General features: G+C 72.3%; 25 protein-coding genes, 2 tRNA genes and 1 pseudogene. 15 read left to right on the top strand and 13 right to left on the bottom strand.

Annotation, left to right across the window (positions count from 1 at the left end; genetic code table 11):
- The first annotated feature begins 11 nt into the window (after window positions 1-11).
- From A5481_RS18145 to A5481_RS18125, 5 genes are all read left to right on the top strand, one after another.
- Window positions 12-461 carry a proton-translocating transhydrogenase family protein gene (locus A5481_RS18145; RefSeq protein ID WP_048432898.1) on the top strand — a complete coding sequence of 150 codons (450 nt, stop codon included), beginning with the start codon at window positions 12-14 and terminating at the stop codon, window positions 459-461.
- A 4-nt stretch (window positions 462-465) separates the two neighbouring features.
- Window positions 466-1,866 carry an NAD(P)(+) transhydrogenase (Re/Si-specific) subunit beta gene (locus A5481_RS18140; protein WP_048432897.1) on the top strand — a complete coding sequence of 467 codons (1,401 nt, stop codon included), beginning with the start codon at window positions 466-468 and terminating at the stop codon, window positions 1,864-1,866.
- Window positions 1,867-2,321: 455 nt separating this feature from the next.
- Complete coding sequence (recJ, locus tag A5481_RS18135) at window positions 2,322-4,115, top strand: single-stranded-DNA-specific exonuclease RecJ (protein ID WP_048432896.1); 1,794 nt, start codon at window positions 2,322-2,324, stop codon at window positions 4,113-4,115.
- 105 nt (window positions 4,116-4,220) lie between these two features.
- Window positions 4,221-4,305: transfer RNA gene (locus A5481_RS18130), tRNA-Tyr, on the top strand.
- A 155-nt stretch (window positions 4,306-4,460) separates the two neighbouring features.
- Window positions 4,461-4,545, top strand: a tRNA-Tyr gene (locus tag A5481_RS18125).
- A 56-nt stretch (window positions 4,546-4,601) separates the two neighbouring features.
- Here A5481_RS18125 and A5481_RS18120 read toward each other — a convergent pair.
- Window positions 4,602-5,279 (bottom strand): sigma-70 family RNA polymerase sigma factor, encoded by a 678-nt coding sequence (locus tag A5481_RS18120; protein WP_053082295.1) that lies wholly within the window; start codon window positions 5,277-5,279, stop codon window positions 4,602-4,604.
- 79 nt (window positions 5,280-5,358) lie between these two features.
- Between A5481_RS18120 and A5481_RS18115 the strand changes: the two genes are divergently transcribed.
- Window positions 5,359-5,766 carry an ArsR/SmtB family transcription factor gene (locus A5481_RS18115; protein ID WP_048432895.1) on the top strand — a complete coding sequence of 136 codons (408 nt, stop codon included), beginning with the start codon at window positions 5,359-5,361 and terminating at the stop codon, window positions 5,764-5,766.
- 37 nt (window positions 5,767-5,803) lie between these two features.
- Here A5481_RS18115 and A5481_RS18110 read toward each other — a convergent pair whose 3' ends face one another.
- Complete coding sequence (locus tag A5481_RS18110; protein ID WP_048432894.1) at window positions 5,804-6,049, bottom strand: hypothetical protein; 246 nt, start codon at window positions 6,047-6,049, stop codon at window positions 5,804-5,806.
- Between the two features lie 199 nt (window positions 6,050-6,248).
- Here A5481_RS18110 and A5481_RS18105 point away from each other — a divergent pair, with 199 nt between their 5' ends.
- A complete protein-coding gene (locus A5481_RS18105; protein ID WP_048432893.1) occupies window positions 6,249-6,515 on the top strand; it encodes a hypothetical protein in 267 nt (88 codons plus the stop codon).
- 200 nt (window positions 6,516-6,715) lie between these two features.
- Window positions 6,716-7,603 (top strand): polyphosphate kinase 2, encoded by an 888-nt coding sequence (gene ppk2, locus A5481_RS18100; RefSeq protein WP_425339726.1) that lies wholly within the window; start codon window positions 6,716-6,718, stop codon window positions 7,601-7,603.
- 90 nt (window positions 7,604-7,693) lie between these two features.
- Here the strand turns inward: ppk2 and A5481_RS18095 are convergent, their stop codons facing one another.
- The 3 genes from A5481_RS18095 to A5481_RS18085 are packed head-to-tail and all read right to left on the bottom strand — an operon-like array spanning window position 7,694 to window position 9,828.
- Window positions 7,694-9,004 (bottom strand): arsenic transporter, encoded by a 1,311-nt coding sequence (locus A5481_RS18095; RefSeq protein ID WP_048432891.1) that lies wholly within the window; start codon window positions 9,002-9,004, stop codon window positions 7,694-7,696.
- Between the two features lie 34 nt (window positions 9,005-9,038).
- The gene (gene arsC / locus A5481_RS18090) at window positions 9,039-9,476 is read right to left on the bottom strand and encodes an arsenate reductase (glutaredoxin) (RefSeq protein WP_048432890.1); all 438 of its coding nucleotides are present in this window, start codon (window positions 9,474-9,476) and stop codon (window positions 9,039-9,041) included.
- On the bottom strand, window positions 9,469-9,828 hold the full coding sequence (locus tag A5481_RS18085) for an ArsR/SmtB family transcription factor (RefSeq protein ID WP_048432929.1): 360 nt from the start codon (window positions 9,826-9,828) through the stop codon (window positions 9,469-9,471). The genes arsC and A5481_RS18085 overlap by 8 nt, the downstream gene beginning before the upstream one ends.
- 50 nt (window positions 9,829-9,878) lie before the next feature.
- Here A5481_RS18085 and arsH point away from each other — a divergent pair, with 50 nt between their 5' ends.
- Entirely contained in the window at window positions 9,879-10,634 is a 756-nt protein-coding gene (arsH, locus tag A5481_RS18080; protein ID WP_048432889.1) for an arsenical resistance protein ArsH, read from the top strand.
- 129 nt (window positions 10,635-10,763) lie between these two features.
- On the opposite strand, the gene A5481_RS18075 is transcribed toward arsH, so the two are convergent.
- From A5481_RS18075 to A5481_RS18050, 6 genes and pseudogenes are all read right to left on the bottom strand, one after another.
- Window positions 10,764-12,146 carry an aminotransferase family protein gene (locus tag A5481_RS18075; protein ID WP_048432888.1) on the bottom strand — a complete coding sequence of 461 codons (1,383 nt, stop codon included), beginning with the start codon at window positions 12,144-12,146 and terminating at the stop codon, window positions 10,764-10,766.
- A 41-nt stretch (window positions 12,147-12,187) separates the two neighbouring features.
- Window positions 12,188-13,054 (bottom strand): ABC transporter permease subunit, encoded by an 867-nt coding sequence (locus A5481_RS18070; protein ID WP_048432887.1) that lies wholly within the window; start codon window positions 13,052-13,054, stop codon window positions 12,188-12,190.
- Complete coding sequence (gene tauB, locus A5481_RS18065) at window positions 13,051-13,854, bottom strand: taurine ABC transporter ATP-binding subunit (RefSeq protein WP_048432886.1); 804 nt, start codon at window positions 13,852-13,854, stop codon at window positions 13,051-13,053. The genes A5481_RS18070 and tauB overlap by 4 nt, the downstream gene beginning before the upstream one ends.
- Before the next feature lie 27 nt (window positions 13,855-13,881).
- On the bottom strand, window positions 13,882-14,892 hold the full coding sequence (gene tauA / locus A5481_RS18060) for a taurine ABC transporter substrate-binding protein (protein ID WP_048432885.1): 1,011 nt from the start codon (window positions 14,890-14,892) through the stop codon (window positions 13,882-13,884).
- Window positions 14,893-15,227: 335 nt separating this feature from the next.
- Window positions 15,228-15,728: pseudogene (locus A5481_RS34680) on the bottom strand (hypothetical protein); the annotation flags it as partial.
- Between the two features lie 26 nt (window positions 15,729-15,754).
- The gene (locus tag A5481_RS18050; RefSeq protein ID WP_048432883.1) at window positions 15,755-16,819 is read right to left on the bottom strand and encodes an SDR family oxidoreductase; all 1,065 of its coding nucleotides are present in this window, start codon (window positions 16,817-16,819) and stop codon (window positions 15,755-15,757) included.
- A gap of 111 nt (window positions 16,820-16,930) precedes the next feature.
- Here A5481_RS18050 and A5481_RS18045 point away from each other — a divergent pair, with 111 nt between their 5' ends.
- On the top strand, window positions 16,931-17,308 hold the full coding sequence (locus A5481_RS18045) for a winged helix-turn-helix transcriptional regulator (protein WP_048432882.1): 378 nt from the start codon (window positions 16,931-16,933) through the stop codon (window positions 17,306-17,308).
- A gap of 47 nt (window positions 17,309-17,355) precedes the next feature.
- Here the strand turns inward: A5481_RS18045 and A5481_RS18040 are convergent, their stop codons facing one another.
- Window positions 17,356-18,366: an SDR family oxidoreductase gene (locus A5481_RS18040; protein WP_048432881.1), complete on the bottom strand. Its 1,011-nt coding sequence runs from the start codon at window positions 18,364-18,366 to the stop codon at window positions 17,356-17,358.
- A gap of 220 nt (window positions 18,367-18,586) precedes the next feature.
- Here A5481_RS18040 and A5481_RS18035 point away from each other — a divergent pair, with 220 nt between their 5' ends.
- From A5481_RS18035 to A5481_RS18025, 3 genes are all read left to right on the top strand, one after another.
- Window positions 18,587-19,600 (top strand): zinc-dependent alcohol dehydrogenase family protein, encoded by a 1,014-nt coding sequence (locus tag A5481_RS18035; protein WP_048432880.1) that lies wholly within the window; start codon window positions 18,587-18,589, stop codon window positions 19,598-19,600.
- Between the two features lie 88 nt (window positions 19,601-19,688).
- Complete coding sequence (locus tag A5481_RS18030; RefSeq protein ID WP_048432879.1) at window positions 19,689-20,909, top strand: NAD(P)/FAD-dependent oxidoreductase; 1,221 nt, start codon at window positions 19,689-19,691, stop codon at window positions 20,907-20,909.
- A gap of 44 nt (window positions 20,910-20,953) precedes the next feature.
- A complete protein-coding gene (locus tag A5481_RS18025; protein ID WP_048432878.1) occupies window positions 20,954-21,883 on the top strand; it encodes an alpha/beta hydrolase in 930 nt (309 codons plus the stop codon).
- On the opposite strand, the gene A5481_RS18020 is transcribed toward A5481_RS18025, so the two are convergent.
- Window positions 21,861-22,154: a helix-turn-helix domain-containing protein gene (locus A5481_RS18020; protein WP_053082294.1), complete on the bottom strand. Its 294-nt coding sequence runs from the start codon at window positions 22,152-22,154 to the stop codon at window positions 21,861-21,863. The two genes, A5481_RS18025 and A5481_RS18020, sit on opposite strands and share 23 nt — an antisense overlap.
- Window positions 22,155-22,424: 270 nt before the next feature.
- Between A5481_RS18020 and A5481_RS18015 the strand changes: the two genes are divergently transcribed.
- Window positions 22,425-22,925 (top strand): META domain-containing protein, encoded by a 501-nt coding sequence (locus tag A5481_RS18015; protein WP_425339725.1) that lies wholly within the window; start codon window positions 22,425-22,427, stop codon window positions 22,923-22,925.
- 202 nt (window positions 22,926-23,127) lie between these two features.
- Window positions 23,128-24,273, top strand: coding sequence for an ABC transporter substrate-binding protein (locus A5481_RS18010; protein WP_048432926.1), 1,146 nt, complete (start codon window positions 23,128-23,130; stop codon window positions 24,271-24,273).
- The last annotated feature ends 167 nt before the right edge of the window (window positions 24,274-24,440 follow it).

Here is a 24,440-nt window from a genome sequence, read left to right as displayed (position 1 = left end):
GAGGAGACCTCATGGCCACCCTTCCCCCCGACCAGGCGGCCGAGCAGGCGCGCGCCGCCGCCGCCGCCGCCCGCAACGCGGCCGACATTGCCGCCCGCGCCGCCGACCAGGCGGCGATCATCGCCGACAGCGTCGGCCACGGCGTCGCCGCCGCGACCCACGGCGCCATCGACCCGACGGTGTTCCGCCTTGCGATCTTCGTGCTGGCGATCTTCGTCGGCTACTACGTGGTCTGGTCGGTGACCCCGGCCCTGCACACCCCGCTGATGTCCGTCACCAACGCGATCTCCTCGGTGATCGTGGTCGGCGCGCTGCTGGCCGTCGGCGTCCCGCTGATCGAGAAGGGCACCGGCTGGGCCCGCTTCTTCGGGTTCATCGGCCTGGTCTTCGCCAGCGTGAACATCTTCGGCGGCTTCCTCGTCACCCAGCGCATGCTCAGCATGTACAAGAAGAAGGCCTGAGGCGATGTCGGAGAACGTCTCCTCGCTCCTCTACCTCGTCTCCGGCGTCCTGTTCATCCTGGCGCTGCGGGGCCTGTCCCACCCGACCACTTCCCGGCAGGGCAACCTGTACGGCATGATCGGCATGGGCATCGCCATTCTGACGACGCTGGTCGGCCATGCGCCGTCCGGCGTCGGGGCGTGGTTCCTGGTGCTGCTGGGTCTTGGCATCGGCGGCGGCGCCGGCGCGGTGATCGCCAAGCGCGTGCCGATGACCGCGATGCCGCAGCTCGTCGCGGCCTTCCACTCCCTCGTCGGCCTCGCGGCCGTCGCGGTGGCGGCCGGCGCGCTCTACGCGCCGCAGGCCTTCGGCATCATCGAGAACGGCGCCATCCACAAGCAGTCGCTGTTCGAGATGGGGCTCGGCGTCGCCATTGGCGCCATCACCTTCACGGGCTCGGTGATCGCGTTCCTGAAGCTCGACGGCCGCATGTCGGGCAAGCCGATCATGCTGCCGCAGCGCCACGCCATCAACATCGTGCTGGCCATCGTGCTGGTGGCGCTGCTCGCCGGCTTCATCGGCGGCGGCAGCAAGGTGCTGTTCTGGCTGATCGTGATCCTGTCCTTCGTGCTCGGCGGCCTGCTGATCATCCCGATCGGCGGCGCGGACATGCCGGTCGTGGTCTCGATGCTCAACTCGTATTCGGGCTGGGCGGCCGCGGGCATCGGCTTCACGCTGGGCAACCTCGCGCTGATCATCACCGGCGCGCTGGTGGGTTCGTCGGGCGCGATCCTGTCCTACATCATGTGCCACGCGATGAACCGCTCGTTCATCTCGGTGATCCTGGGCGGCTTCGGCGGCGACGCCGCGGCGGCCTCGGGCGGTGGGCAGGTCGAGACCCGGCCGGTCAAGCAGGGCTCGGCGGACGATGCGGCCTTCATCATGAAGAACGCCGAGAAGGTCATCATCGTGCCGGGCTACGGCATGGCGGTGGCGCAGGCCCAGCACTCGCTCCGCGAGATGGCCGACCAGCTCAAGAAGGCCGGCGTCGACGTGAAGTACGCCATCCACCCGGTGGCGGGCCGCATGCCGGGCCACATGAACGTGCTCCTCGCCGAGGCCAACGTGCCCTACGACGAGGTGCACGAGCTGGAGGACATCAACGGCGAGTTCCCGCAAGCCGACGTGGCCTTCGTGATCGGCGCCAACGACGTCACCAACCCGGCCGCCAAGACCGATCCGCAATCGCCGATCTACGGCATGCCGATCCTCGACGTGGAGCGGGCCAAGACCGTGCTGTTCATCAAGCGCGGCATGGGCTCGGGCTATGCCGGCGTCGAGAACGAGGTGTTCTTCCGCGACAACACCATGATGCTGTTCGGCGACGCCAAGAAGGTGGTCGACGAGATCGTCAAGAACTTCTGACGGTCGGCCCGCGAGGGCACGATCTGCCGGAGCGCGCTGCTCCGGGACCGGGAAAGCGGGGCCACGTGCCCCGCTTTTCGCGTTTCCAGGGGCCCGCGCCGCTGCACCCTCACCCTCTACGCAGGGCTCTGTCCGAGGAAAAGAATGGCGCGCCTCCCCTCTCCCGTGTGGGAGAGGGGTCGGGGGTGAGGGTGGCTCGGGTTCCGCAATGATCCTGAACCATCGAGCTGCGCAGCTCAACGCTCTGCGCTTCACACTGAACCGCGCCACCCTCACCCCTACCCCTCTCCCACACGGGAGAGGGGATCCCGCGCTTTTTTCTAAAAGGGATTTTCCCCGAACAGCCCTCCCCCGCAAAGGGGGGAGGGTTCACGCGGTGCGCCTCAAGCGTAAACGCCCCCCACTGTCGCCCGGCTGCGGCAGCGCGCCCTCGCGAATCCGGCTACACTCCCCCCGTGTCCACGCTCCTCGACCTGCCCCGCCCGCTCCTCGACGTTCACCGCTCCGCCCTCGGGCGGCCCTGGCACGAGCGCTGCGCCTCGGCGCAGGCGCAGAGCCTCGCGGTCGCCATCGCGCAGGGCCACGGCCTGCCGGAGGTGCTGGCCCGGGTGCTGGCCGGCCGCGGGGTCGATCTTCACGCCGTGCCGGGCTTCCTCGAGCCGCGCCTGCGCGACCTGATGCCCGACCCCGCCGTGCTGGTCGACATGGAGGCGGCGGCCGACCGGCTCGCGAGCGCGATCCTGGCCCGCGAGAAGGTCGCGATCTTCGGCGATTACGACGTCGACGGCGCGGCGAGCGCGGCGTTGCTCGCGAGTGCGCTGCGCGATCTCGGCGTGCCCTACCGGCTCCACATCCCCGACCGGATCACGGAAGGTTACGGCCCCAACGTCGCGGCGGTCCGGATGCTGGCCGAGGAGGGCGCCACCCTCCTCGTCACGGTCGATTGCGGCACCGCCGGGCACGAGCCGCTCGCCGAGGCCGCCCGCCTCGGGATGGACGTGGTCGTGCTCGACCATCACGGCGCCCCGGAGGTGCTGCCCCGGGCCCGCGCGGTCGTGAACCCGAACCGCCTCGACGACCTGTCGGGCCTCGGCCATCTCTGCGCCGCCGGCGTCGTCTTCCTCACGCTCGTCGCGCTCAACCGGCGCCTGCGCCGCGACGGCCTCGCGATTCCCGACCTGATGGCCGGGCTCGACCTCGTGGCCCTCGCCACCGTCGCCGACGTGGTGCCGCTGCACGGCCTCAACCGCGCCTTCGTGCGCCAGGGCCTCGCCGTGATGCGCGGCCGCGGCCGGCGGGGGCTGGCCGCCCTCCTCGACGCGGCCGGCCTCTCCGAGGCGCCCCAGGCCTGGCATCTCGGCTTCCTGCTCGGGCCGCGGATCAATGCCGGCGGGCGCATCGGCGATGCGACGCTCGGCGCCCGCCTGCTGCTCTGCGAGGACCCGATCGAGGCCGCCGGCATCGCCGCCCAGCTCGACGCGCTCAACCGCGAGCGCCAAGCGATCGAGGCCGCCGCCGTGGCCGAGGCCGAGGCCGAGATGGGCATGCGCCTCGAGCGCGACCCCGACCAGCCGGTCCTCGTCGCCGGCAACCCGGACTGGCATCCCGGCATCGTCGGGCTGATCGCGGCGCGGTTGAAGGAGCGCTTCGGCCGCCCGGCCTTCGCCTTCGCGCTCCGCCAGGACGGCACCGCCACGGGGTCGGGCCGCTCGATTCCCGGCGCCGATCTCGGCCGGGCGGTGCGGGCCTGCGTCGAGGCGGGCCTCGCCGCCAAGGGCGGCGGCCACGCCATGGCGGCGGGCGTGACGCTCGCCGCCCTCGACCTCGACCGCTTCCGCGAGGCCCTCTCGGGCGACCTCGCGGCCTCCGTGGCCGAGGCGCGCCTCGGCGAGGCGCTCCTGATCGACGGCCTCGTCTCGGCCGGCGGCGTGCAGCCGGACCTGGCGGACGCGGTCGAGCGGGCCGGTCCGTTCGGCCAGGGCGCGCCGGAGCCGGTCTTCGCGCTCGCCCGCCACCGGGTCGCCGATGCGCGCGTCGTCGGCACCGGCCACGTCAAGGCGCAGCTGCGCGGCCGGGACGGCGTCGCGGTCGGCGCCATCGCCTTCCGGGCGGCGGAATCGCCGGTCGGGCGGCTCCTGCTCTCGCATATCGGCCGCGACGTGCACGCCGCCGGCACCCTGTCGCGCGACCGGTGGCGCGGCGCCGACCGGGTCGAGTTGCGCCTCTGCGACGTCGCTGAGGCAAGCTGAGCCGGCTCCGGTGAGCCGGCCATGGATCGCGGCTTGACACCCCCCGAGCACCCCACCATAAGGGCCCCGTCGCCGAGAGGCGGCCCCTGCCGGCGACGGCAGTGTGGGGGAATGTCCCGAGCGGCAAAGGGGGCGGACTGTAAATCCGCTGGCTATGCCTTCGTAGGTTCGAGTCCTACTTCCCCCACCACTTCATCTTTCAGGTCGGTTCCGTGATCGCAGGACCCGTCAGGTGCCGGCGACGGGGAACGTTGTGGGTGCGGCCGGCAACCTTGACAGGTGCGGGCCTCCCCATCATAAGGACCCGCCGCCGACGCGGCGGCTCCTGCCGGCGACGGCAGCGTTGGGGGAATGTCCCGAGCGGCAAAGGGGGCGGACTGTAAATCCGCTGGCTATGCCTTCGTAGGTTCGAGTCCTACTTCCCCCACCATCTCCACTTTCGCGATATGGCGAGAAACGGGGCGCGGCGGTTCCGCGCCCGCCGGGTCACTGCGCCGTGACCTCGCCCAGCGCCGCCAGCAGCGCCGCGCGGGCCCGGCTCACCCGGCTCTTCACCGTCCCGACCTGGCAGCCGATCCGGGCCGCGGCCTCCTCGTAGGTATAGCCCTCGGCGCCGATCAGCAGCAGCGCCTCGCGCTGGGCCTCCGGCAGGGCCTGCATCCGCTCCTGGACCACCCGCAGCGTGCTGGCATGGTCCTGGTCGGCCGGCGCGGCCAGTTGACCGGCCAGGATCCCGTCGCCGTCCTCGACTTCTCGGCGCCCCTTCCGTAGCTCCGTGTAGAACTGGTTGCGCATGATCGTGAACAGCCAGGCGGTGAAGTTCGTGCCAGCCTGGAACCGATGCTGGTTCGCCCAGGCCCGGGCACAGGTTTCCTGGACCAGGTCGTCGGCCCGCACCACGTCGTGCGACAGGGAGAGGCCGAAGGTACGCAGGGCCGGCAGGGCCGTCATCAAAGCGTTACGGAAGTCGAAGCTGATCGCGTCGCCCCGAGCCGCCAGGGCGGCCTCGAACCGGGTCAGCAGGTCGGCGAGGCGCACCGGCAGCTCGGTCTGGGCGATCGGGCTGAAGTATTCCTGGAGGGGCTTTCTCAGGTGGTCTTGGATGACGTGGGAGGACAATGTTTCGGGAGGCTCGGGCGGGAGCGTGGTCGACACGATCGTCATTGGCGAGGGCAGACCCCTGATCCGCTGGGATTGCCTCTTTTTAACGTTTCGAATTTCGATGGCAATAGAAGCTTGACCCATGCTCGATGAAGCCGGAGCCCTTGCGGCCCTCGCCGCCCTGGCGCAGGAGACGCGGCTGCGCGCGCTGCGCACCCTGCTGCACGCCTTTCCCGAGGGAGTACCGGCCGGGCGGCTCGGCGCCGCCCTGGGCTGCGCGCCCTCGACCCTCACCTTTCATCTCCGCCACCTGCAGGAGGCCGGCCTGGTCGAGTCCCGTCGTCAGGGCGTGTCGGTGATCTACACGGCGCGGCCCGCGGCTGTCGCCGGCCTGACCGATTACCTGACCCGGGCCTGCTGCGGCGGCCGGCCAGAGGCCTGCCTGCCGGCCCCGGTCTCCTGTCGCGGCGAGGCCGCGCCGCAGGGCGCCGGGGCGACGCCGAGCGAGGTCGGGCCCTGCAGGTCCCCGGCTGGGACCGCCGGGGCCTGAGCCCGCGCCGCGCGGGATCCTCTCGGGGCCGGTCGGCTCAGTAGCGGTAGTAGGAACGCCGCTCCTCCCGGTACCGCATCGCGCGGTAGGGCCGGTCGTCGCCCCAGCGCTCCATCTTGCGGCGCCAGCCATGCGCCGGCGCCCAGGCCGGCGGGCCGCCGCGGACCTCGCCGTAGCCGCCGCGGGCCCAGGGCGGATCGGCCTGCGCCGCGGTGGTCGCGCTGAAGAGGCCGGCCGCGGCCGCCATGGCGGTGAAGGCAAGAGGAAGGACGGTTCTGCGCATCGGCACATCTCCCTGTCGATCGCATCAATGCAGATCGAATGACGCCAGCAACGACGGTGCCCTGAGAACCGTTCCACGCAATCCCGGCCCCGGCGCACGAAAGTTTCCGGCGCCGGTTCGAACGCGAAGACGGGGGATGATGACGCGGAACCACTTCAGCCGCGATGCCGTTTCTGGCCACGTCCGACAGGAGACAGCCATGAAACAGATCACGATCGCCCTGGTGGCCGCGACGGCCTTGATGGGCGGCATCGGGATGTCCGGCGCCTTCGCGGCCGAGCAGAACGGCGCTTCCGCCCGCTCGCCCGGCCACGAGATGCAGGATCGGGGCAGCATGAAGGGCAGTCCCGGCGCGTCGGGCTACGCGCCGGGTCACGAGATGAAGTCCGACACCACCGGGACGACCTCGCGCAGCGGCACGGGTGACATGAAGTCCGGCACCGCGGGCTCCACGACCCGCCGCTGACCGGTCCGGCGGCGCCGCCGCCGCACGCCGTCGCCTCCTCTCGTGCCGCCGCGCCCTCGCACGGAGCCGTTCGACGGCGCGAGAGCGTCACGGGGGCCTTCTCACGGGTGTCACGGGCCGCTGCTTCAAGGCGGGACCGGCACGGGACGGAGAGGGGCGGGCTTCCGATGAGCGAGTACGAGGCGTCGCGGCAGGCGGCGATGATCGAGGCGCTGCGGCGCGAGATCGCCGAGGCCTACGACGAGGAACTGGAGCTCGAGATCGAGGAGGAGCGCCTCGCCGGTCTCGTCCCGCCGCCCGAGGGAACCGCTCCCGCCCTCGACCGCCGGCTCTATTTCCGCGAGCTCCTGCGCCTGCAGCACGAGCTCGTCCGGCTCCAGGACTGGGTCCACACCCACAAGCTCAAGGTCGTGGTGCTGTTCGAGGGGCGCGATTCCGCCGGCAAGGGCGGCGTCATCAACCGCATCACCCAGCGCCTCAATCCCCGCGTCTGCCGCGTCGCCGCCCTCCCCGCCCCGAGCGAGCGCGAGCGCGGCCAGTGGTACTTCCAGCGCTACGTCAGCCACCTGCCGACCGGCGGCGAGATGGTGCTGTTCGACCGCTCCTGGTACAACCGCGCCGGCGTCGAGCGCGTCATGGGCTTCTGCTCGGAGGCGGAGGTGGAGGAGTTCTTCCGCTCGGTGCCCGAGTTCGAGCGCATGCTGGTGCGCTCCGGCATCGTGCTGGTGAAGTACTGGTTCTCGATCACCGACGCCGAGCAGGCCCACCGCTTCGAGATGCGCATCCGCGATCCGCTCAAGCAGTGGAAGCTCAGCCCGATGGACGTCGAATCGCGCCGGCGCTGGGAGAGCTACACCCGGGCCAAGGAGGACATGCTGGCCCGCACCCACATCCCGGAGGCGCCCTGGTGGGTGGTCGACGCCGTCGACAAGCCGCGCGCCCGCCTCAACTGCATCAGCCACCTGCTCGGGCAGGTGCCCTACGGCACCGTCGAGCGCCCGCCCGTGCACCTGCCCGAGCGGGTCCGCAACCCCGACTACGTCCGCGGGCCGATCCCGGCCGAGATGTACGTGCCGGCGCGGTACTGAGCGCGGCAGGGACGGGGCCGCCGCGCAGCCGGCCCCGGTCCCGACGATTCCCGCGCGTCGTCCCGGCGCCGGCCAGCGTCGGGCCGGGCCCTACGGGGCGCCGAGCACCGGCAGCCACGCCGCGAGCGCCAGCAGCGTGACGAGCAGGACCGGCGGGGTGATCGCCAGGCCGACCTTCATGTACTCGCCCCAGGTGATCGTCCGGCCGTTCCGGGCGAGCACGTGCAGCCAGAGCAGCGTCGCCAGGCTGCCGATCGGCGTGAGCTTCGGCCCGAGGTCGCACCCGATCACGTTGGCATAGATCATCAGCTCGCGGGTTATCGGCGCGAGATCCTGGGCCTGCTGGATCGCGAGCGCGCCGATCAGCACGGACGGCATGTTGTTCATTACCGAGGACAGGATCGCCGCGGCAAAGCCGGTGCCGACGGTCGCCGCCCACGGCCCCTGCCCGGCCAGCCAGACCAGGCCCGCGGCCAGCTCGTCGGTCAGGCCGGCGTTCCGCAGCCCGTAGACCACCAGGTACATGCCGAGGCTGAACAGCACGATCTGCCAGGGGGCACCGGCCAGCACCGTGCGGACCGGAACGACCCGGCCGCGGCCCGCGAGCGTCAGGAGCACCGCGGCGCCGGCACAGGTGACGGCCGAGACCGGCACTCCGAACGGCGCGCTGAGGAAGTAGGCGGCGAGCAGCGTGCCGAGCAGGGGGAACGCTGCCCGGAACACCAGCGGATCGCGGATCGCACCGGCCGGGCGCTCCAGGGCGTCGACCGGGTAGGTCGCCGGCACCGCCCACCGGAAATACCACCACAGCACCGTCACCGTGGCCGCCAGCGACGCCAGGTTCACCGGCACCATGACCGCCGCGTACCGGCCGAACGTCACGTCGAAGACGTTGGCCGAGACGATGTTGACCAGGTTGGAGATCACCAGCGGCAGGGAGGTCGAGTCCGCGACGAACCCGCAGGCGACGATGAACGCCAGCGCCGCCGCCGGCTTGACGTCGAGGCGCAGCAGGATCGCCAGCACGATCGGCGTCAGCAGCAGCGCGGCGCCGTCATTGGCGAACACCGCCGCGATGGCGGCCCCGAGCAGGATCACCAGCGGAAACAGCCGCCTTCCCGAGCCGCCGCCCCAGCGGGCGACGTGCAGGGCCGCCCAGTGGAAGAACCCGGCCTCGTCGAGCAGCAGCGAGATGACGATCAGCGCGACGAACGTGAACGTGGCATCCCAGACGATATGCCAGACCGCCGGGATGTCGCCCGGGTGGATCACCCCGGTCGCCAGGGCGATGCCCGCGCCGGCCAGGGCGCTCCATCCGATCCCGAGACGCCCGGACCGCCAGATCCTGGGCTGCCAGACGACGAGGACGAGGGTGACGAGGAAGATGGCGAGCGCGAGCATCGGGACGGTGCCTCGGTCCGGTCGACGATGGCGCTCAGGCGGGGGCGACGCGGCGGCCGCGCTCGTCCACGACCCGCTCGCCGTCTTCCTTGACGAACTCGCCCCGCTGCGCCGGAAGCAGGTCCAGTACCGCCTCCGAGGGCCGGCACAGGCGCACGCCCCTGGGCGTGACCACCAGCGGGCGGTTGAGCAGGACCGGATGCGCCTCGATCGCGTCGAGCAGCCGCGCGTCGGTCAGCGCCGGATCGCCGAGCCCCAGCTCGGCGTAGGGCGTGCCCGTCTCGCGCAGCACGGCGCGCACCGGGAGGCCGGCGCGATCGAGCAGCCCGACCAGCAGCGCCCGCGACGGCGGGGTCTTCAGGTACTCGATCACATGCGGCTCGATGCCGGCGTTGCGGATCATCGCCAGGGTGTTGCGGGACGTGCCGCAGGCCGGGTTGTGGTAGATGATCACGTCGAACGGCTCAGGCATCGGCGGTGTCTCCCGGGGGGCAGAGGCAGGCGGCCAGGGCGTCGACGGCCGGGGTGCAGACCTCCGGGCGCCCCTGGCAGCAGTCGCGCAGCAGGAACGCGATGAGGCCGGACAGGCCCGCGAAGGCGGCGCTGTAGATCACCGAGCGCCCGTCCCGCCGGGACCGGATCAGCCCGGCACGGCTCAGCTCCTTGAGGTGGAACGAGACGTTGGTGCCGGACACGCCGACCTGGCCGGCCAGCACGCCGGCCGCCAGGCCGTCCGGTCCCGCCTCGACCAGGGCGCGCACGATGCGCAGGCGATGCTCCTGGCCGAGGGCCGCGAAGGCGGCGACGGCTTGCCGCTCGTCCATCATTGATGCAATATCTCAATCATTGTTGAAATGTAGATGAAAGTGCCGCCTTGGACAAGCCTCAGCCGCCTCTCCCCTCCGCTCGCGACGGCTTCCCGAACCTGAGCGAGGCGCATTTCGCGGCTCCGACCGCGGCGCACCTGCAGGTGGCGCGGCCGCTCACCCACGCGCCGCGCTTCCTGATCCTCTACGGCTCGCTCCGGGAGCGCTCGTTCAGCCGCTTCCTGGCCTGCGAGGCGGCCCGCCTGCTGGACGCGATGGGCGGCGAGGTGCGCGTCTTCCATGCGGATGGGCTGCCGCTGCCCGACGATGCCGCCGCCGACCACCCGAAGGTGCGGGAACTGCGGCAGCTCTCGCTCTGGTCCGAGGGGCACGTGTGGGTGTCGCCCGAGCGGCACGGCACCCTGACCGGCGTGATGAAGAGCCAGATCGACTGGCTGCCCTTGAGCGAGGGCGGCGTGAGGCCGACCCAGGGTCGGACCCTCGCCGTCATGCAGGTCTCCGGCGGCTCGCAGAGCTTCAACGCCGTGAACGCTCTGCGCATCCTCGGCCGCTGGATGCGGATGATCACCATCCCGAACCAGTCCAGCGTGCCGACGGCCTACCGGGAATTCGACGACGACGGCCGGATGCGGCCGGGACCGCTCTACGACCGCGTGGTGGACGTGTGCGAGGAGCTGGTGAAGTTCACGCTGCTGACCCGCGGGCAGTCCGGGTACCTGGTCGACCGCTACAGCGAGCGGAAGGAGCGCGACCCCGAGCGGCTGCAGGCGGTGGCGGCCGATACCGGCTTCGCGACGCGGTAGTGCGTCCGCGTCCCGGTCACGCCCGATGCGGCGGGGCATCGGCCCCGCATTCCGGCCCGGGCCGCGCGCTGCCGCTCGACGCGGACCGGCGCGACGAGCAGGGCGCGCCCCGCCGTCGCTCCGCTCCGCTCAGCCGAACACCCGGCCCAGCGCCCCGTCGATCGCCTCGACGATCCGGTCGATGTCGTCCGGGGTCGCGATCAGGGCCGGGCTGAGACAGAGCGTATTGTTGAGCCCGGGCAGCGAGCGGTTGGTGGCGCCGATGATGACGCCGTGGGCCATGCAGTCGGCGACGACGGCCTGGACGCGCGTCTCCTCGGCCGGCTCCTTCGTGGCGCGGTCGGCGACGAGCTCGGCGCCGCAAAAGAGGCCCTTGCCGCGCACGTCGCCGACGACCGGGTGGCGCTCGGCGAGGGCGTGGAGGCCCGCCATCAGCCGCTCGCCCATCGCGATCGTGTTGGCGAGGAGGCCCTCCTCCTCGGTGATGCGCATGGTCTCGAGCGCCGCCGCCGGGCCGGCGGTGCATCCGCCGAAGGTCGAGATGTCGCGGAAGTACGACATCGGGTCCGCGGCGTCGTCCTTGAACAGCGCGAACACCGCCTCGGTCGTCGTCGTGCAGGCGATCGCCGCGTAGCCCGAGGCCACGCCCTTCGCCATGGTGACGAAGTCCGGCTGCACGCCGTAATTCTGGTAGCCGAACCACGCGCCGGTGCGGCCCATGCCGCAGACCACCTCGTCGATGTGGATCAGGATGTCGTGCCGGCGGCAGATGTCCTGCACCTTCTCCCAGTAGCCCCTGGGTGGCGGGATCACGCCGCCGCCGGCGGTGACGGGCTCGAGGCAGATCGCCCCGATGCTGTCGGGACCCTCGCGCAGGATCACCGCCTCGATCGCGTCGGCGGCCCGTTCGCCGTAATTCTCCACCGCGCCCCACTGGCTGCGGTATTCGAGGCAGTGCGGCACCGCCACGAAGCCGTCGGGGAACGGGCCGTACTGGTCGCGGCGCTGGTCCTGGCCGGCCGCCGCCAGCGCGCCGATCGTGGTGCCGTGATAGTCGCGCTCGCGGTAGAGGATCTTCGCCTTGCGGCCGCCGTGGTGCCGGTGCGCGATCTGGCGCACCATCTTGAACACCTTCTCGTTCGCCTCCGAGCCCGAGTTGGAATAGTAGACCCGCGCCATGCCGGGCATCTTTCTGATCAGCCGCTCGGAGAACAGGGCGGCCGGGACCGAGCCGGCCGAGCCGGCGAAGTAGTTGAGCTTGACCAGCTGGTCGCGCACCGCGTCGGCGATGCTGGTGCGGCCGTAGCCGACATTAACGGTCCAGACGCCGCCGGACACCGCGTCGAGGTATTCGCGGCCCGTCGCATCCCAGACCCGCATCCCCTTGCCCTCGACCATCACCCGCGGGTCGACGGTCTCGTAGGGCTTGTGCTGCGACAGGTGGTGCCAGACATGGGCCCGGTCGGCCTCGATGACGTGGCGCAGGTCGTTGGTGCGGTGCATGTCGTTCATCGGCGTTTGTCTCGCGGCGTCGTCCGAATCGGCCGTGACCGTCAGGCCCGACCCTTCCACGGGGTGAGGCGCCGTTCCAGCCGGCGCATGCCGAGCTCGAACCCCGCCGCCAGGGCGCCGATCACCAGGATTCCCATCACCACGATGTCGGTGCGCAGGAAGTTCGAGGCGTTGAGCACCATCTGGCCGATGCCGGTCGAGGCCGCCACCATCTCGGCCGCCACCAGGGTGGTCCAGCCGACGCCCATGCCGATGCGCAGGCCGACCAGGATGTCGGGCAGGGCCGCCGGCAGCACCACGTGGCGCACCACCTGGGCCCGGCTGGCGCCAAGCGCGCGGGCGGCGTTGACCTGGTCGAGGCTCGCCGCCGAGACGCCGGCGCGGGCGGCGAGGGCGACGGGCGCGAAGCAGGCGAGGAAGATCAGCAGGATCTTCGAGGTCTCGCCGATCCCGAACCAGATGACGACGAGCGGCAGGTAGGCGAGCGGCGGCAGCGGGCGGTAGAACTCGATGAACGGGTCGAGCACGGCCCGCAGGGTCCGGTTCAGCCCGGTGGCGAGGCCGACCGGGATCCCGATCAGCGCCGCGAGCGCGAAGGCGCCGACGACCCGCATCAGGCTGGTGGCGACGTGCTCGAGGAGCGGCGCGCCGTCGATCCGCCCGTCGAGCGCGTCCGCGAAGGCCGCGACCACGCTGGCCGGCCGGGGCAGGAACAGCGGCTTGACGAGGCCGGCTTGCGTCGCCGCGAACCAGGCGGCGCCGGCGAGCCCGACCGTCGCCAGGCTGACGAGCCAGGCCGGCGGCACGGCCCGCCGTGCCGGGCGGGGCGCGGAGGACGGGGGCCGCGCCGCCGGCTCGGCGAGGACGGCCTCGCCCGGGCAGGCGGGGGTCGGGACGGGGTGACTCATGCGGCTTCTCCCTGTCCGGGGCCGGTCGCCGCCCCGCCATGGTCGTGGACGAAGCGCAGCACCCGCTCGCGCATGGCGATGAAGTCGGGGCTCGACTTCACCGACCGCGTCGGCTCGCCGGCGAGGAAGCGCCGGCAGAAATCGAGGGGGACGATCTCGGCAATGCGGCCCGGCCGAGGCGTCATCACGACGAGCTTGGTCGCCAGGAAGATCGCCTCCTCGACCTCGTGGGTGATGAAGAACGCCATCTTCCGCGTCCGCGCCCACAGCGTCAGGATCAGCTCCTGCACCTGCTCGCGGGTGAAGGCGTCGAGCGCGCCGAGCGGCTCGTCCATCAGCAGCATGCGCGGATCGGCGGTGAGCGCCCGGGCGATGCCGACGCGCTGCTGCATGCCGCCGGACAACTCGTAGATCCGCCGGCCCGCGACGTCCGCGAGCCCGACGAGGTCGAGCATCGCGCGGGCCCGCGCCTCGCGGTCCGGCCTCGGGACGCCCTGCATCCTCAGGCCGAAGGCGACGTTGTCGAGCACGTCGAGCCAGGGCATCAGCGCGTGGCGCTGGAACACCACGCCGCGATCGGCCCCCGGCCCGGTGACCGGCCGCCCGTCGAGGAGGATCCGCCCCTCGCTCGCCGGCAGGAAGCCCGCGATGGCGTTGAGCAGGGTGGTCTTCCCGCAGCCCGAGGCGCCGAGCGCGACGACGAACTCCCCCGGCTCGATCGTGAGGTCGATCCGGGACAGGGCGAGCGTCGCGGCCTCGCCCTCGCCGTAGCGGACGCTGAGCTTGCGGATCTCCAGCATCGGCGGATCCCTCCTGTCGCGTGCCGGTCAGGGCTTGAGGGCGGCCTCGGCCACGCCGGCGGTGACGAAGGCGCCGTAATCCGGCGCGAGGTCGGGCACGCGGCCTTGCGCCTTCAGGAACTCCGCCGTCGACCTGAGCGCGTCCGCCGCGCCGCCGCCGAGCCAGCGGGGCGAGGCCTGCTCGGCCAGCGTCGGGAAGCGGTAGGCGGCGAGCGAATCCGGCACCTCGGCCGGCGCGGCGCCGGTCCACTTGGCGATCGCCGCCACCTGCGGCGAGGCCGCGTTCCAGGTGCGGCCCGACTTGGCGTAGTCGGCATCGGCGGCGGCGAGCAGCCGCGCGAAGGTGACCAGGAAGTCGCGGTGGGCGGACAGCGCGGCATCGGTCGCCACGATGCCGTCGAAGGTCGCCTTGCCCTTGGCGGCGAAGTCGCCGGCCGAGGCCAGGACCGTGCCGGTCTTCTTCACGGTCGTCAGAACCGGTGCCCAGACGAAGGTGGCGTCGATGTCGCCGCGCTCCCAGGCGGCGGCGATCTCCGGCGGGCGCATGTTGAGGATCCGGACGTCCTTCGGGCCCAGGCCCGCCTCCTGCAGCGCGAACATCAGCTGGTAATGGGCGGTGGAGACGAAGGGCACGGCGACCGTCTTGCCCTTGAGGTCCTTGATCGAGGCGATCCCGGTGCCCTTGCGGGCGACGAGCTGCTCGGCGTCGCCGATGTCGTCGAGGATCCAGAACAGCTTGATCGGCAGGCCCTGCGAGGCGGCCGCCGCGATCGCCGCCGACCCCGACTCGCCGATATCGACGCTGCCCGACGCCATGGCGCGCACGACGTCGGCGCCGGTGGCGAACTTCACCCACTTCACCGCGGTGCCGGTCCGCTTCTCCAGCTCGCCGCTCTCCATCATCACGCGGATCGGCGTCGTCATGTCCTGGTAGGCGATCGTGACGCTCTTGCCCGCCGCCCGCGCCGGGGCGAGCCCCGCCAAAGGCACGAGCGCCGCGGCGGCGAGAGCGGACAGCAAGGTCTTCCTGGTGATCATGCGCGGTCCTCGTGCGAGCCCTGCGACGCGAGCGCCTGCCGCCCGACCCCAAGCAACTCCCGGGCCGGACGCCGCGGGCCGGTGCGATCGGGACCGGGCCCGCGATCCGCCCGGCGCGGCGGCCGCCATCGACCGCCGGTTTCCTTTGCGCGAGACCGACGGTCAAGCCCGGCTTCCGATCGGTAAGAACGGGCGGGAAAACGTATTTCTCTCCTCTCCGCAAGAAGAGGGAGACGTTTTGCTTCATCGACGGGTGGCGAGCATGGAGGGTCTGCGGCGATGCCGGCCGCGAGAGGAAAATTCTTTACATGGACCCTGCCGGCACGCTGCCGCGATCACTCTCCGGCCGGCCGGCCGGCCGGCCGATGGCGCGGGGCGCGGCGCATGACCTCGCGCAGCACGCGCGAGACCCGCTCGGCCGAGCAGGGCTTGCGCGGGAGTTCGAGCCCGTCGGCGTTCTCCTGCGCCAGGACCCAGGCGAGCGCGATCCCGCCCATGCCCGGCATGACCACGTCGGAGAACAGCGCGTCGAAGCCGGCGCCGTCGGGACCGCGCTCGTCGCGGGCGTCCTCGGCCGCAAGCCCGCGCTTGTCGCGGGTGTCCTCGGCCGCAAGCCCGCGCTTGTCGCGGGTGTCCTCGGCCGCAAGCCCGCGCTCGTCGCGGGTGTCCTCGGCCGCAAGCGCGCGCTCGTCGCGAGCATCCTCGGCAATGACCGTCCAGGTGGTGGCGTAGCCGAGATCCGCCAGGATCCGGGTGGCGAAGCGCCCGACCTCGAGGTCCTCGACCACCAGCACCCGTCGGACAGGCCGCCCGATGGCCGGCCCGCCGTCGCGGGCGGGCCGGTCCCCCGCCCTCAGGCCGGTCAGGGAATGACGCGCGCCGTCCGCAGGCGCGCGAACAGGTCGAGGAAGGACTCGTCGGTGGCCTGGTAGTCGAGGAAGCCGAGCCGGCGGCTCTTGCTCATGTCGGTGACGACCTCGAACGGCCGGCCGAGATCGGCATCGGTGTGCCAGGCCGAGGCGAGTCGGTTCAGGTCGGGCTCGACCAGCCCGGCCTGAGCCGCGATCCGGGCCCAGACCGGGGCGTCGCCGGCCATCTGCTCCTGCAGCGGCCGGACCGTGCCGTCGAAGGGCGCGGGCTCGAGACCGAACCACTGAGCCAGGCGCCCCCACATCCAGCTCCAGCGGAAGACGTCGCCGTTGACGACGTTGAAGGCCTCGTCGCGGGCGGCCGGGGACGTCGCCGCCCAGGCGAGGTGCCGGGCGAGCAGCCGCGCGTCGGTCATGTCGGTCAGCCCGTTCCACTGCGCCGCCGAGCCCGGGAAGCGGAACGGCCGGCCGGTCTCCCGGCACAGGGTGGCGTAGGTCGCGAGCGTCACGCCCATGTTCATGGCGTTGCCGAGGGCGTAGCCGATGATGGTGTGGGGCCGGTGCACGCTCCACCCGAACCCGTCGCGCCCGGCGGCGGCGAAGACCTCGTCCTCCTGGGCGTAGTAGAAGTTCTCGACGTCGAGCCGGCCCTGGTCCTCGCGGAACGGCGTCGCCGGCAGGCTGCCCTTCCCGTAGGCCTCGAACGGGCCGAGATAGTGCTTCAGGCCGGTCACCAGGGCGACGTGGCGCACGCTGCCGGCCGGCCGCACCGCGTCGAGCAGGTTGCGGACCATCGCGGCGTTGACCCGGATGTTCTCGGCCTCGGTGTCCTGGCGCAGCCAGGTCGTGATGAAGACGTGGCTCGGGCGCCGTCCCGCGAGGGCCTTTTCCAGGGCGGCCGGATCGAGCAGGTCGGCCGCGACCGGCTCGAGGCCGGGCAGGTCCGTCGGCGGGCGCCGGGCGAGGCCCTGCACCGACCACCCGGTGGCAAGGAGGTGGTGGGCGAGGTTGCTGCCGACGATGCCGCTGACGCCGGCGATCAGTGCCGTTCCGCTCATGATGGTCTCCGAATTCGTGCGCAGGATCTGGTCAGGGCTTGAGCTAGTCAGGGCCCGGCCCTGCCGCTAGACGGCACCCGTCGGGGACATAGGCACCAGGAGGTAACCACGATGAGGCCGGGCGCTCCCGAGGATTCGTGGCGCGAGGATTGCGCCCCCCGGCGCGTGCTGGAACTGTTCGCCACCAAGTGGACGAGCATGATCCTGCACACGCTCCACGCCCGCCACGAGGGCTGCGCGCGCACCGGCGTGCTGCACCGCAGCCTGCCCGGCATCTCGAAGAAGATGCTGACCCAGACGCTCCGCGAGATGGAGGGCAGCGGCCTCCTCACCCGGCACGTCGCCGGCACGGTGCCGCCGGCGGTCGAGTACCGCCTGACGACCCTCGGCCGCCGCTTCGTCGAGCCGGTGGAGCTGCTCTACGCCTGGGGCCGCGCCAACGCCGACGCCCTCGACAGCCTCGGCGAGCGCCCGACCTCCCGGCGCTGAGCCCCCGCGGAGGGGCCCTCCCGCGACCGGGAGGACCCCGCCGGCTCCTACCGCCGCCCGCTGCGCCGCGCCGCCGCGAGCGCCGCGCCGCCGACGAGGCCCGCCGCCGCGATCATCCCGATATGCAGCCACATCGGGTCGGCGGCGACGACGCTGGACTTGGCCCGGGCGTCGAAGCGGCCGTGGGCGCCGTGGTCGCGCCTGGCGTCGACCGGCTCGAACAGGTTGTCGGGCCGGCCCTTCTGCGCCGCCTGCGACGTCATCTCGCCCCGGTAGCCGTGGCGGGCGAGGTAGTGGTCGCTGAAGGCGGGCGCGGCCTGCGCCCCGAAGATCGCCAGCCAGGACGGGGTGCCGATCCAGAGCTCCCGCGGCGCGTCGTGGGCGGCGCGGACGATCTCCTCGGCGATCGCCTCGGGCTGGAAGATCGGCGGCACCGGCTCGAGCTTGCGCGGCAGGCGCGAGCGGGCCCAGTCGAATTGCGGCGTGTTCACCGCCGGCAGCTGCACCATGGTGAGGCGGATGCCGCTGCGATGATGCAGCAGCTCGGTGCGCAGGCTGTCGACGAAGCCGCGCACCGCCGCCTTGGCGGCGCAGTAGGCCGATTGCAGCGGGATCGACCGGTAGGCGAGCGCCGAGCCGACATGCACGATGGTGCCGCGGTCCGACGCCTTCATGTGGCGCAGGGCCGCGAGGGTGCCGTGGACCTGGCCGAGATAGGTGACGTCGGTGACGCGCTGGAACTCCTCCGCCGACATCTGCTCGACCTCGGCATAGACCGTGACCATCGCGTTGTTGACCCAGACGTCGATGCCGCCGAACTTCTCCGCGAAGGCGTCCGCCGCCCGCTCGACCGCCTTCGCGTCGGCGACGTCGGCCCGGTAGCCGAGCGCCCGTCCGCCGACCGATTGCACCTCCTCGACCGCCGCGGCGAGGCCGGCCCGGCCCCGGGCCACGATGCCGACGTTCCAGCCCCGGCGCCCGAAGGCCACCGCGACGGCGCGCCCGACCCCGGCGCTGCCGCCGGTCACCACGACGGTGGGGCGCGTATGTCCGCTCATGCGATTGTCTCCCGATGACACTTACGTCAGCCCCGACAACGCGCCCGGGGCGTTTCGGGTGCAGGGCCTCACGAGAACAGCGCCAAGAGTTCTCGTCCCGGCCGGAAATCCCCTCGCCCCGCCTCGAATCCTCCGCGTCCCGTTCTACCTCCGTCCCCTCACCGGCATTCCGGCCGGCCGCTCCGGCGGCGACCGGCGGACGTGCATCGGGAGGACAGGAATGAAGGCCTTCGTCGTCCGGCAGCCCGGCGGGCTCGACCGCCTGGAGATCGCCGAGCGGCCCGATCCCGGGCAGCCCGGCCCCGGCGAGATCCGGGTCGCGGTCCACGCGACCTCGCTCAACTTCCACGACCTGCTGGTGGCGAGCGGCCGCTCGCCGGCGGCCGACGGCCGGATCCTGATGTCGGACGGGGCCGGGACCGTCGAGGCGGTCGGCGAGGGCGTGACCGACTTCGCCCCCGGCGACGCGGTCGTCTCCTGCTTCTTCCCGCACTGGGCGGACGGGCTGCCTCGAGGTCCCGTGGGCAATTTCGCGCAGGTCCCCGGCGACGGGGTCGACGGTTTCGCCCTCGCCCACGCGGTCCGGCCGGCCGGCGCCTTCACCCGCGCGCCGCACGGCTGGAGCCACCCGGAATCCGCCACCATCACCACTGCGGGCCTCACGGCGTGGCGGGCGCTCGTCGGCGACGGGGCCTTGAAGGCCGGCGACACCGTGCTGGCGCTCGGCACCGGCGGCGTCTCGGTCGCGGCCCTGCAGATCGCCAAGGCGATGGGCGCCGCGGTGATCGTCACCTCCTCCTCCGATGCCAAGCTCGAGCGGGCGCGGGCCCTCGGCGCCGACCACACCCTCAACTACCGCACCCATCCCGAGTGGGGCCGGCAGGTGCGCGACTGGACCGGCGGGGGCGGCGTCGACCACGTCGTCGAGGTCGGCGGGCCCGGCACCCTGGCGCAGTCGATCGAGGCGGTCCGCGTCGGCGGCCACATCGCGCTGATCGGCGTGCTCACCGGGCGGGCCGGCGAGGTGCCGACCTCGGCGCTGATGGCCAGGCAGGCCCGGCTCCAGGGCCTGATCGTCGGCAGCCGGCGCCAGCAGCAGGATTACGTCGCGGCCCTCGACCGGACCGGGATCCGCCCGGTGATCGACCGCACCTACGGCTTCGCCGAGCTGCCCGAGGCCTTCCGCCATCAGGAGAGCGGGAGCCATTTCGGCAAGCTCTGCGTCGCCTGGTAGCGGCGCGGACCTTGCCCTGCCGATCTCGCCCCCCGTCCCTCGGCGCCCACGCTCGACGGCGTCGCGGCTTCCGGAGTATGTCGTGCCGATGAACGGGATCGTGGTGGTCGGCACCGGCCAGGCCGGCTTTCAGCTCGGGGCCTCCTTGCGGGAGAACGGCTATGCCGGGCCGGTGACCCTGGTCGGCGACGAGGCGGGCCTGCCCTACGGCCGGCCGCCCTTGTCCAAGGCCTACATGCTGGGCAAGACCGACGCGGCGGGCCTCGCCCTGCGGCCGGAGGCGTTCTTCGCCGAGCACCGCCTGACGGTGCGGGCCGGGGAGCGGGCGGTCGCGATCGATCGCGCCGGCCGCGTGCTCCGCCTCGCCTCCGGGGCGGGGCTCCCTTACGACCACCTCGTCCTGGCGACCGGCGCGCGCAACCGCCCGCTGCCGGTGCCCGGCGCCGACCTCCCCGGCGTGCACCAGCTGCGCACCCTGCCCGAGGCCGAGTCCCTGAAGGCGGCGCTCGCCGACGCCAAGGCGGTCGCCGTGGTCGGGGCCGGCTTCATCGGGCTCGAATTCGCCGCGGTCTGCGCCCGGACGGGCGTCCCCGTCACGGTGATCGAGGGGCTCGACCGCCCGCTCGCCCGCTCGGTCTCCGCCGAGATGGCGGCCCTGATCGAGGCCTCGCACGTCGCGGCCGGCACGCGCTTCCTGTTCGGCACCGCGGTCGCCGGCATCCTCGGGCCCGACCGGGCCCGGGCGGTCGCCCTCGCGGACGGGCGCGAGGTCGCGGCCGACCTCGTCCTCGTCGGCATCGGCGTCCTGCCCGACACCGACCTCGCGGCCTCGGCGGGGTTGCGGGTCGAGAACGGGATCGCGGTCGACGCGATGCTGGCGACCGAGGATCCGGCGATCTCGGCGATCGGGGACGGCGCCAGCTTCCCCTCTCCCCATGCGGCGGGCGCGCGGGTGCGGATCGAATCGGTGCAGAACGCCGTCGACGGCGCCCGCTGCGTCGCCGCCCGCCTCGCCGGGCGGCCCGCCGCCTTCGCGGCGGTGCCGTGGTTCTGGAGCGACCAGGGCCCGCTCAAGCTCCAGATCGCCGGCCTGTGCCAGCCGCACGACCGCGCCGTGCGCCGGGGCGACCCGGAGGCAGGGGGCGTCTCCATGTTCTGCTACCGCGACGGGCGCCTCGCCGGCGTCGAATCGCTCAACCGCCCGGCCGACCACATGATCGCCCGCCGCCTGCTCCAGGCCGGCCGTGGCCCGACGCCCGACCAGGCAGCGGATTCGAACTTCGACCTCAAGGCCCTGGCGCTCGGCTGACGGTTCGATTACGCAGCGTCATCTCTGCCCGGAGGTGCACCGCGATGTCAGCCGCGACGGCCGTCGGACTCCACGCCCGCGGACCGGGCGGGCTTCTCGAAGGAACCTGGCAGCCGGCGGCGCCCGGCGCCCCGGTCGTCCTGATCGTCCCGGGCTCCGGCCCAACCGACCGTGACGGCAACAACCCGGGCGGGGTCGCAGCCGGCACCTACCAACTCCTCGCCGAGGGCTTGGCGGCGCACGGCATCGCCTCGGTCCGCGTCGACAAGCGCGGGCTCTTCGGCAGCCGTCTCGCGGCTTCCGACCCCAACGCCGTCACCCTCGGCGACTACGTCGACGATGTCGGGGCCTGGATCGCGGAGATCCGCCGACGCGACGCGGCGGCGCCGATCTGGCTCCTCGGCCACAGCGAGGGCGGGCTGGTGGCCCTTGCGGCGGCGGCGGGCGCTCCGCCGGACCTCGCCGGCCTCATCCTGGCGGCGGTGCCCGGGCGCCCGCTCGGCGAGGTGCTGCGCGAGCAGCTCGCCGCCAATCCGGCCAATGTCGGCATCATGGAGGAGGCTCTCGCCACGCTGGCGCATCTCGAGCGCGGCGAGCGGGTCGAGGCGGTGAGCCCGGTGCTGCGGCCGCTGTTCCGGCCCGAGGTCCAGGGCTTCCTCGCCAGCATGCTGCGGGTCGATCCCGTCTCGCTGATCGCGAGGCTGCGGGTGCCGGTGCTCATCCTCCAGGGCGGGCGCGACATCCAGGTCGGCCGGGCCGACGCGGAGGCGCTGCACCGGGCCAACCCCGCCGCCCGCCTCGTCCTGCTTCCCGAGGCCAACCACGTGTTCAAGGCGGTCGCCTCGGACGACCGGGCGGCGAACGTCGCCGCCTACCGGGATCCGGCCCTGCCCCTCGCCCCCGGCACGGTCGCGGCGATCGTGGCCGCCGTCGAGGGCGCGCCCCGATCGGTCAGCGGTCGTTCTCGGTGGTGAGCTCGCTCGGGTGGATGCCCCTGTCCGGCGCGCCGTCCGGGCGCAGCCGGGCGTCCGGATAGGCGCCGTCCGTCAGCTCGATGCCGGCCGCCACGACGGCGCCGCGGATCGCGGCGCGCTGCTCGGGCGCGGGCGGGTAGCGGCCCGCCTCGAACGCGCGGATGCCCTGCGCGTCGACGTTGGCGCGCAGGGCCAGGTCGTCCTCCGACCACCCCAGAAGCTCCCGCGCCCGGCGCAGCTGCGCCGCCGTGATGTCGTCTCCGCCGTTCACTGTACCCTGTCCCCCGCTCGCCCGTGGATGGCCTCGCGCCGCCCGGCGCCTCGGCCATTTCTGCGCCGCGCGGCGCCTTGGCTAACGGCGAGGCTCCGCTTTCGTTGCCACACCGGCAAGCTTTCGCGAGTCGTGCCACATTACGGCCAAGCTCGCCGCATATTTGCAACAGTCGTCGGCAAGATGCCGGCGCGAGGGGCCGCCGCCCGCGGCCAGGGTTGCGGGCCGGGGAGCGCCTCTCTAGGGTCCGCGACCAATATGACAATGCAGATGGGGATTGCGATGAAGGCGATGCAGGTTGCGCTGGCCGCCGGTGCCGTCGCGCTGTTGGCGTCGGCCACGCAGGCTTCGGCGCAGAACATGATGGGCTACGGCCAGAAGAACCGGGACAAGGCGGCCCAGCCGCAATACATCCCGCCGCTGAAGGCCCAGGAGAAGGTCTTCCCGCTCGATTCGACCTGGACCGCGGTGAGCCTCAACGGCAAGCCCTTCGCCGGCGCCGAACGGCCGAGCTTCATCATCGACAAGCAGTACCGCGCCCGCGGCTTCGGCGGCTGCAACACCTTCGCGGCGACCGCCTTCCCGCTCAAGGAGCAGCACCTGGCGGTCGGTCCGCTGGCACTGACCAAGCGCAGCTGCGACAAGACGGTCGGCGCCTCGGAGATGCAGTTCCTCACCGCCCTGCGCACCTCCGGCCAGTGGGACATCGTCGGCTCGCAGCTGGTGATCAAGAGCCAGGCCGGCGAGCTGCGCTTCGACCGCGCGCTCTGAATCATCCTTTCGCAGCATGTCCGGACGGCCCCGCCCCTCGGCGGGGCCGTCCGCGCTTGTGCGCGGCCGCCGGAATCGATTTACCGCCGCCTCCCAGTGCTTTAAGGCGCTCTTCGATCCAGCGTCGGCCTTTGACGTGCGGTGCGGCGTCGGCGCGGGCCAACCAGAACAACGGATGCGAGGAGGAACCGGGATGCGGTCGATGTCGAGGAGAGTTCTGCTCGCGGCGGCGTTGCTGGGAGGCAGCGTGCTGGGGGGCATCGGGTCCGGCGCGCAGGCGCAGGACAAGTCGCCGGTGAAGCTCGGCGCGATCGAGATCCTGACCGGCCCGAACAGCCGCTACGGGATCGCCATCCAGCGCGGCTTCGACCTCGCGCTCGCCGACATCAACAAGGCCGGCGGCGTGCTCGGCGGCCGGCCCCTCGCCCTCGTCTACGAGGATTCGGCCGGCGCCAAGGAGCAGGCGCTCAACGCCGCCCGCAAGCTGATCGGCCGCGACAAGGTCCCGCTGATCCTCGGCCCCACCCTGTCGAACGAGATGTTCGCCGCCGGCCCCGTCGCCAACGAGCGCAAGGTTCCGATCGTCGGCACCTCGACGACCGCCAACGGCATCACGGCGATCGGCCCCTACGTCTTCCGCACCTCGCTGCCGGAATCCGACGTCATCCCGGTCACGCTCAAGACCGCGCAGGCGAAGTTCGGCATCAAGCGCGTCGCCGTGATGTACGGCAACGACGACGCCTTCACCAAGTCGGCCTACGACGTGATGAAGGCCTCGCTCGAGAAGCTCGGCATCGAGACCCTGACCACCGAGACTTTCGGCGCGAAGGATTCGGACTTTTCCGCCCAGCTCACCAAGATCAAGGCGCTGAACCCCGACGCGATCGTGCTGTCGGCGCTGGTCGAGGCGGCGTCGGGCATCGAGCTCCAGGCCCGCCAGCTCGGCATCCCCGAGAAGGTGTTCTTCATCGGCGGCAACGGCCTGAACTCGCCCAAGCTCGGCGACATCGCCGGCAAGGCCGCCGACGGCACGCTCGTCGGCAGCCCGTGGTTCGTCGGCAAGCCCGACGCGGCCAACCAGGCCTTCGTCAACGCCTTCAAGGCCAAGTACGGCGGCGACCTGCCCGACCAGTTCGCGGCCCAGGCCTACGACACCCTGTTCATCGTCGCCAAGGCGATCGACGCGGCCGGCGCGCCCGATTCCGAGAAGATCAAGGACGCGCTCATCAAGGTGAAGTACACCGGCGTGATGGGCCCGTTCTCCTTCTCCGAGACCCGCGACCCGGCCGATACCTCGGGCGTGGTGGTGCTGGTGATGAAGGACGGCAAGTTCCAGCTGCTGCAGTAAGCGGGCGCCGTTCTAGAACTTTCCAAGGATAAATCGCGGGATCCCCTCTCGCGAGTGGGAGAGGGGTAGGGGCGATCGAAGATCGCGTGAGGGTGGCTCGGGTTCAAAATTCGACACCGAAGGTCGAGCTGCGCAGCTCGACGCTTCAGGGTGATTGCGAAAGCCAA

Source organism: Methylobacterium platani, assembly GCF_001653715.1.
GTDB classification, from domain to species: Bacteria; Pseudomonadota; Alphaproteobacteria; order Rhizobiales; family Beijerinckiaceae; genus Methylobacterium; species Methylobacterium platani.
The sequence above is the reverse complement of the archived record's forward strand: the minus strand, read 5'-3'. Positions and strand labels throughout refer to the sequence as shown.

Excerpts from the sequence above, each read along its gene's own strand:
- A5481_RS18145 (WP_048432898.1), top strand. The coding sequence starts at position 12 with ATGGCCACCCTTCCCCCCGACCAGGCGGCCGAGCAGGCGCGCGCCGCC.
- A5481_RS18140 (WP_048432897.1), top strand. The coding sequence starts at position 466 with ATGTCGGAGAACGTCTCCTCGCTCCTCTACCTCGTCTCCGGCGTCCTG.
- A5481_RS18120 (WP_053082295.1), bottom strand. The coding sequence starts at position 5,279 with ATGACGATCGTGTCGACCACGCTCCCGCCCGAGCCTCCCGAAACATTG.
- A5481_RS18115 (WP_048432895.1), top strand. The coding sequence starts at position 5,359 with ATGCTCGATGAAGCCGGAGCCCTTGCGGCCCTCGCCGCCCTGGCGCAG.
- A5481_RS18110 (WP_048432894.1), bottom strand. The coding sequence starts at position 6,049 with ATGCGCAGAACCGTCCTTCCTCTTGCCTTCACCGCCATGGCGGCCGCG.
- A5481_RS18105 (WP_048432893.1), top strand. The coding sequence starts at position 6,249 with ATGAAACAGATCACGATCGCCCTGGTGGCCGCGACGGCCTTGATGGGC.
- ppk2 (WP_425339726.1), top strand. The coding sequence starts at position 6,716 with ATGATCGAGGCGCTGCGGCGCGAGATCGCCGAGGCCTACGACGAGGAA.
- A5481_RS18095 (WP_048432891.1), bottom strand. The coding sequence starts at position 9,004 with ATGCTCGCGCTCGCCATCTTCCTCGTCACCCTCGTCCTCGTCGTCTGG.
- arsC (WP_048432890.1), bottom strand. The coding sequence starts at position 9,476 with ATGCCTGAGCCGTTCGACGTGATCATCTACCACAACCCGGCCTGCGGC.
- A5481_RS18085 (WP_048432929.1), bottom strand. The coding sequence starts at position 9,828 with ATGGACGAGCGGCAAGCCGTCGCCGCCTTCGCGGCCCTCGGCCAGGAG.
- A5481_RS18075 (WP_048432888.1), bottom strand. The coding sequence starts at position 12,146 with ATGAACGACATGCACCGCACCAACGACCTGCGCCACGTCATCGAGGCC.
- A5481_RS18070 (WP_048432887.1), bottom strand. The coding sequence starts at position 13,054 with ATGAGTCACCCCGTCCCGACCCCCGCCTGCCCGGGCGAGGCCGTCCTC.
- tauB (WP_048432886.1), bottom strand. The coding sequence starts at position 13,854 with ATGCTGGAGATCCGCAAGCTCAGCGTCCGCTACGGCGAGGGCGAGGCC.
- tauA (WP_048432885.1), bottom strand. The coding sequence starts at position 14,892 with ATGATCACCAGGAAGACCTTGCTGTCCGCTCTCGCCGCCGCGGCGCTC.
- A5481_RS18050 (WP_048432883.1), bottom strand. The coding sequence starts at position 16,819 with ATGAGCGGAACGGCACTGATCGCCGGCGTCAGCGGCATCGTCGGCAGC.
- A5481_RS18045 (WP_048432882.1), top strand. The coding sequence starts at position 16,931 with ATGAGGCCGGGCGCTCCCGAGGATTCGTGGCGCGAGGATTGCGCCCCC.
- A5481_RS18040 (WP_048432881.1), bottom strand. The coding sequence starts at position 18,366 with ATGAGCGGACATACGCGCCCCACCGTCGTGGTGACCGGCGGCAGCGCC.
- A5481_RS18035 (WP_048432880.1), top strand. The coding sequence starts at position 18,587 with ATGAAGGCCTTCGTCGTCCGGCAGCCCGGCGGGCTCGACCGCCTGGAG.
- A5481_RS18030 (WP_048432879.1), top strand. The coding sequence starts at position 19,689 with ATGAACGGGATCGTGGTGGTCGGCACCGGCCAGGCCGGCTTTCAGCTC.
- A5481_RS18025 (WP_048432878.1), top strand. The coding sequence starts at position 20,954 with ATGTCAGCCGCGACGGCCGTCGGACTCCACGCCCGCGGACCGGGCGGG.
- A5481_RS18015 (WP_425339725.1), top strand. The coding sequence starts at position 22,425 with ATGGGGATTGCGATGAAGGCGATGCAGGTTGCGCTGGCCGCCGGTGCC.
- A5481_RS18010 (WP_048432926.1), top strand. The coding sequence starts at position 23,128 with ATGTCGAGGAGAGTTCTGCTCGCGGCGGCGTTGCTGGGAGGCAGCGTG.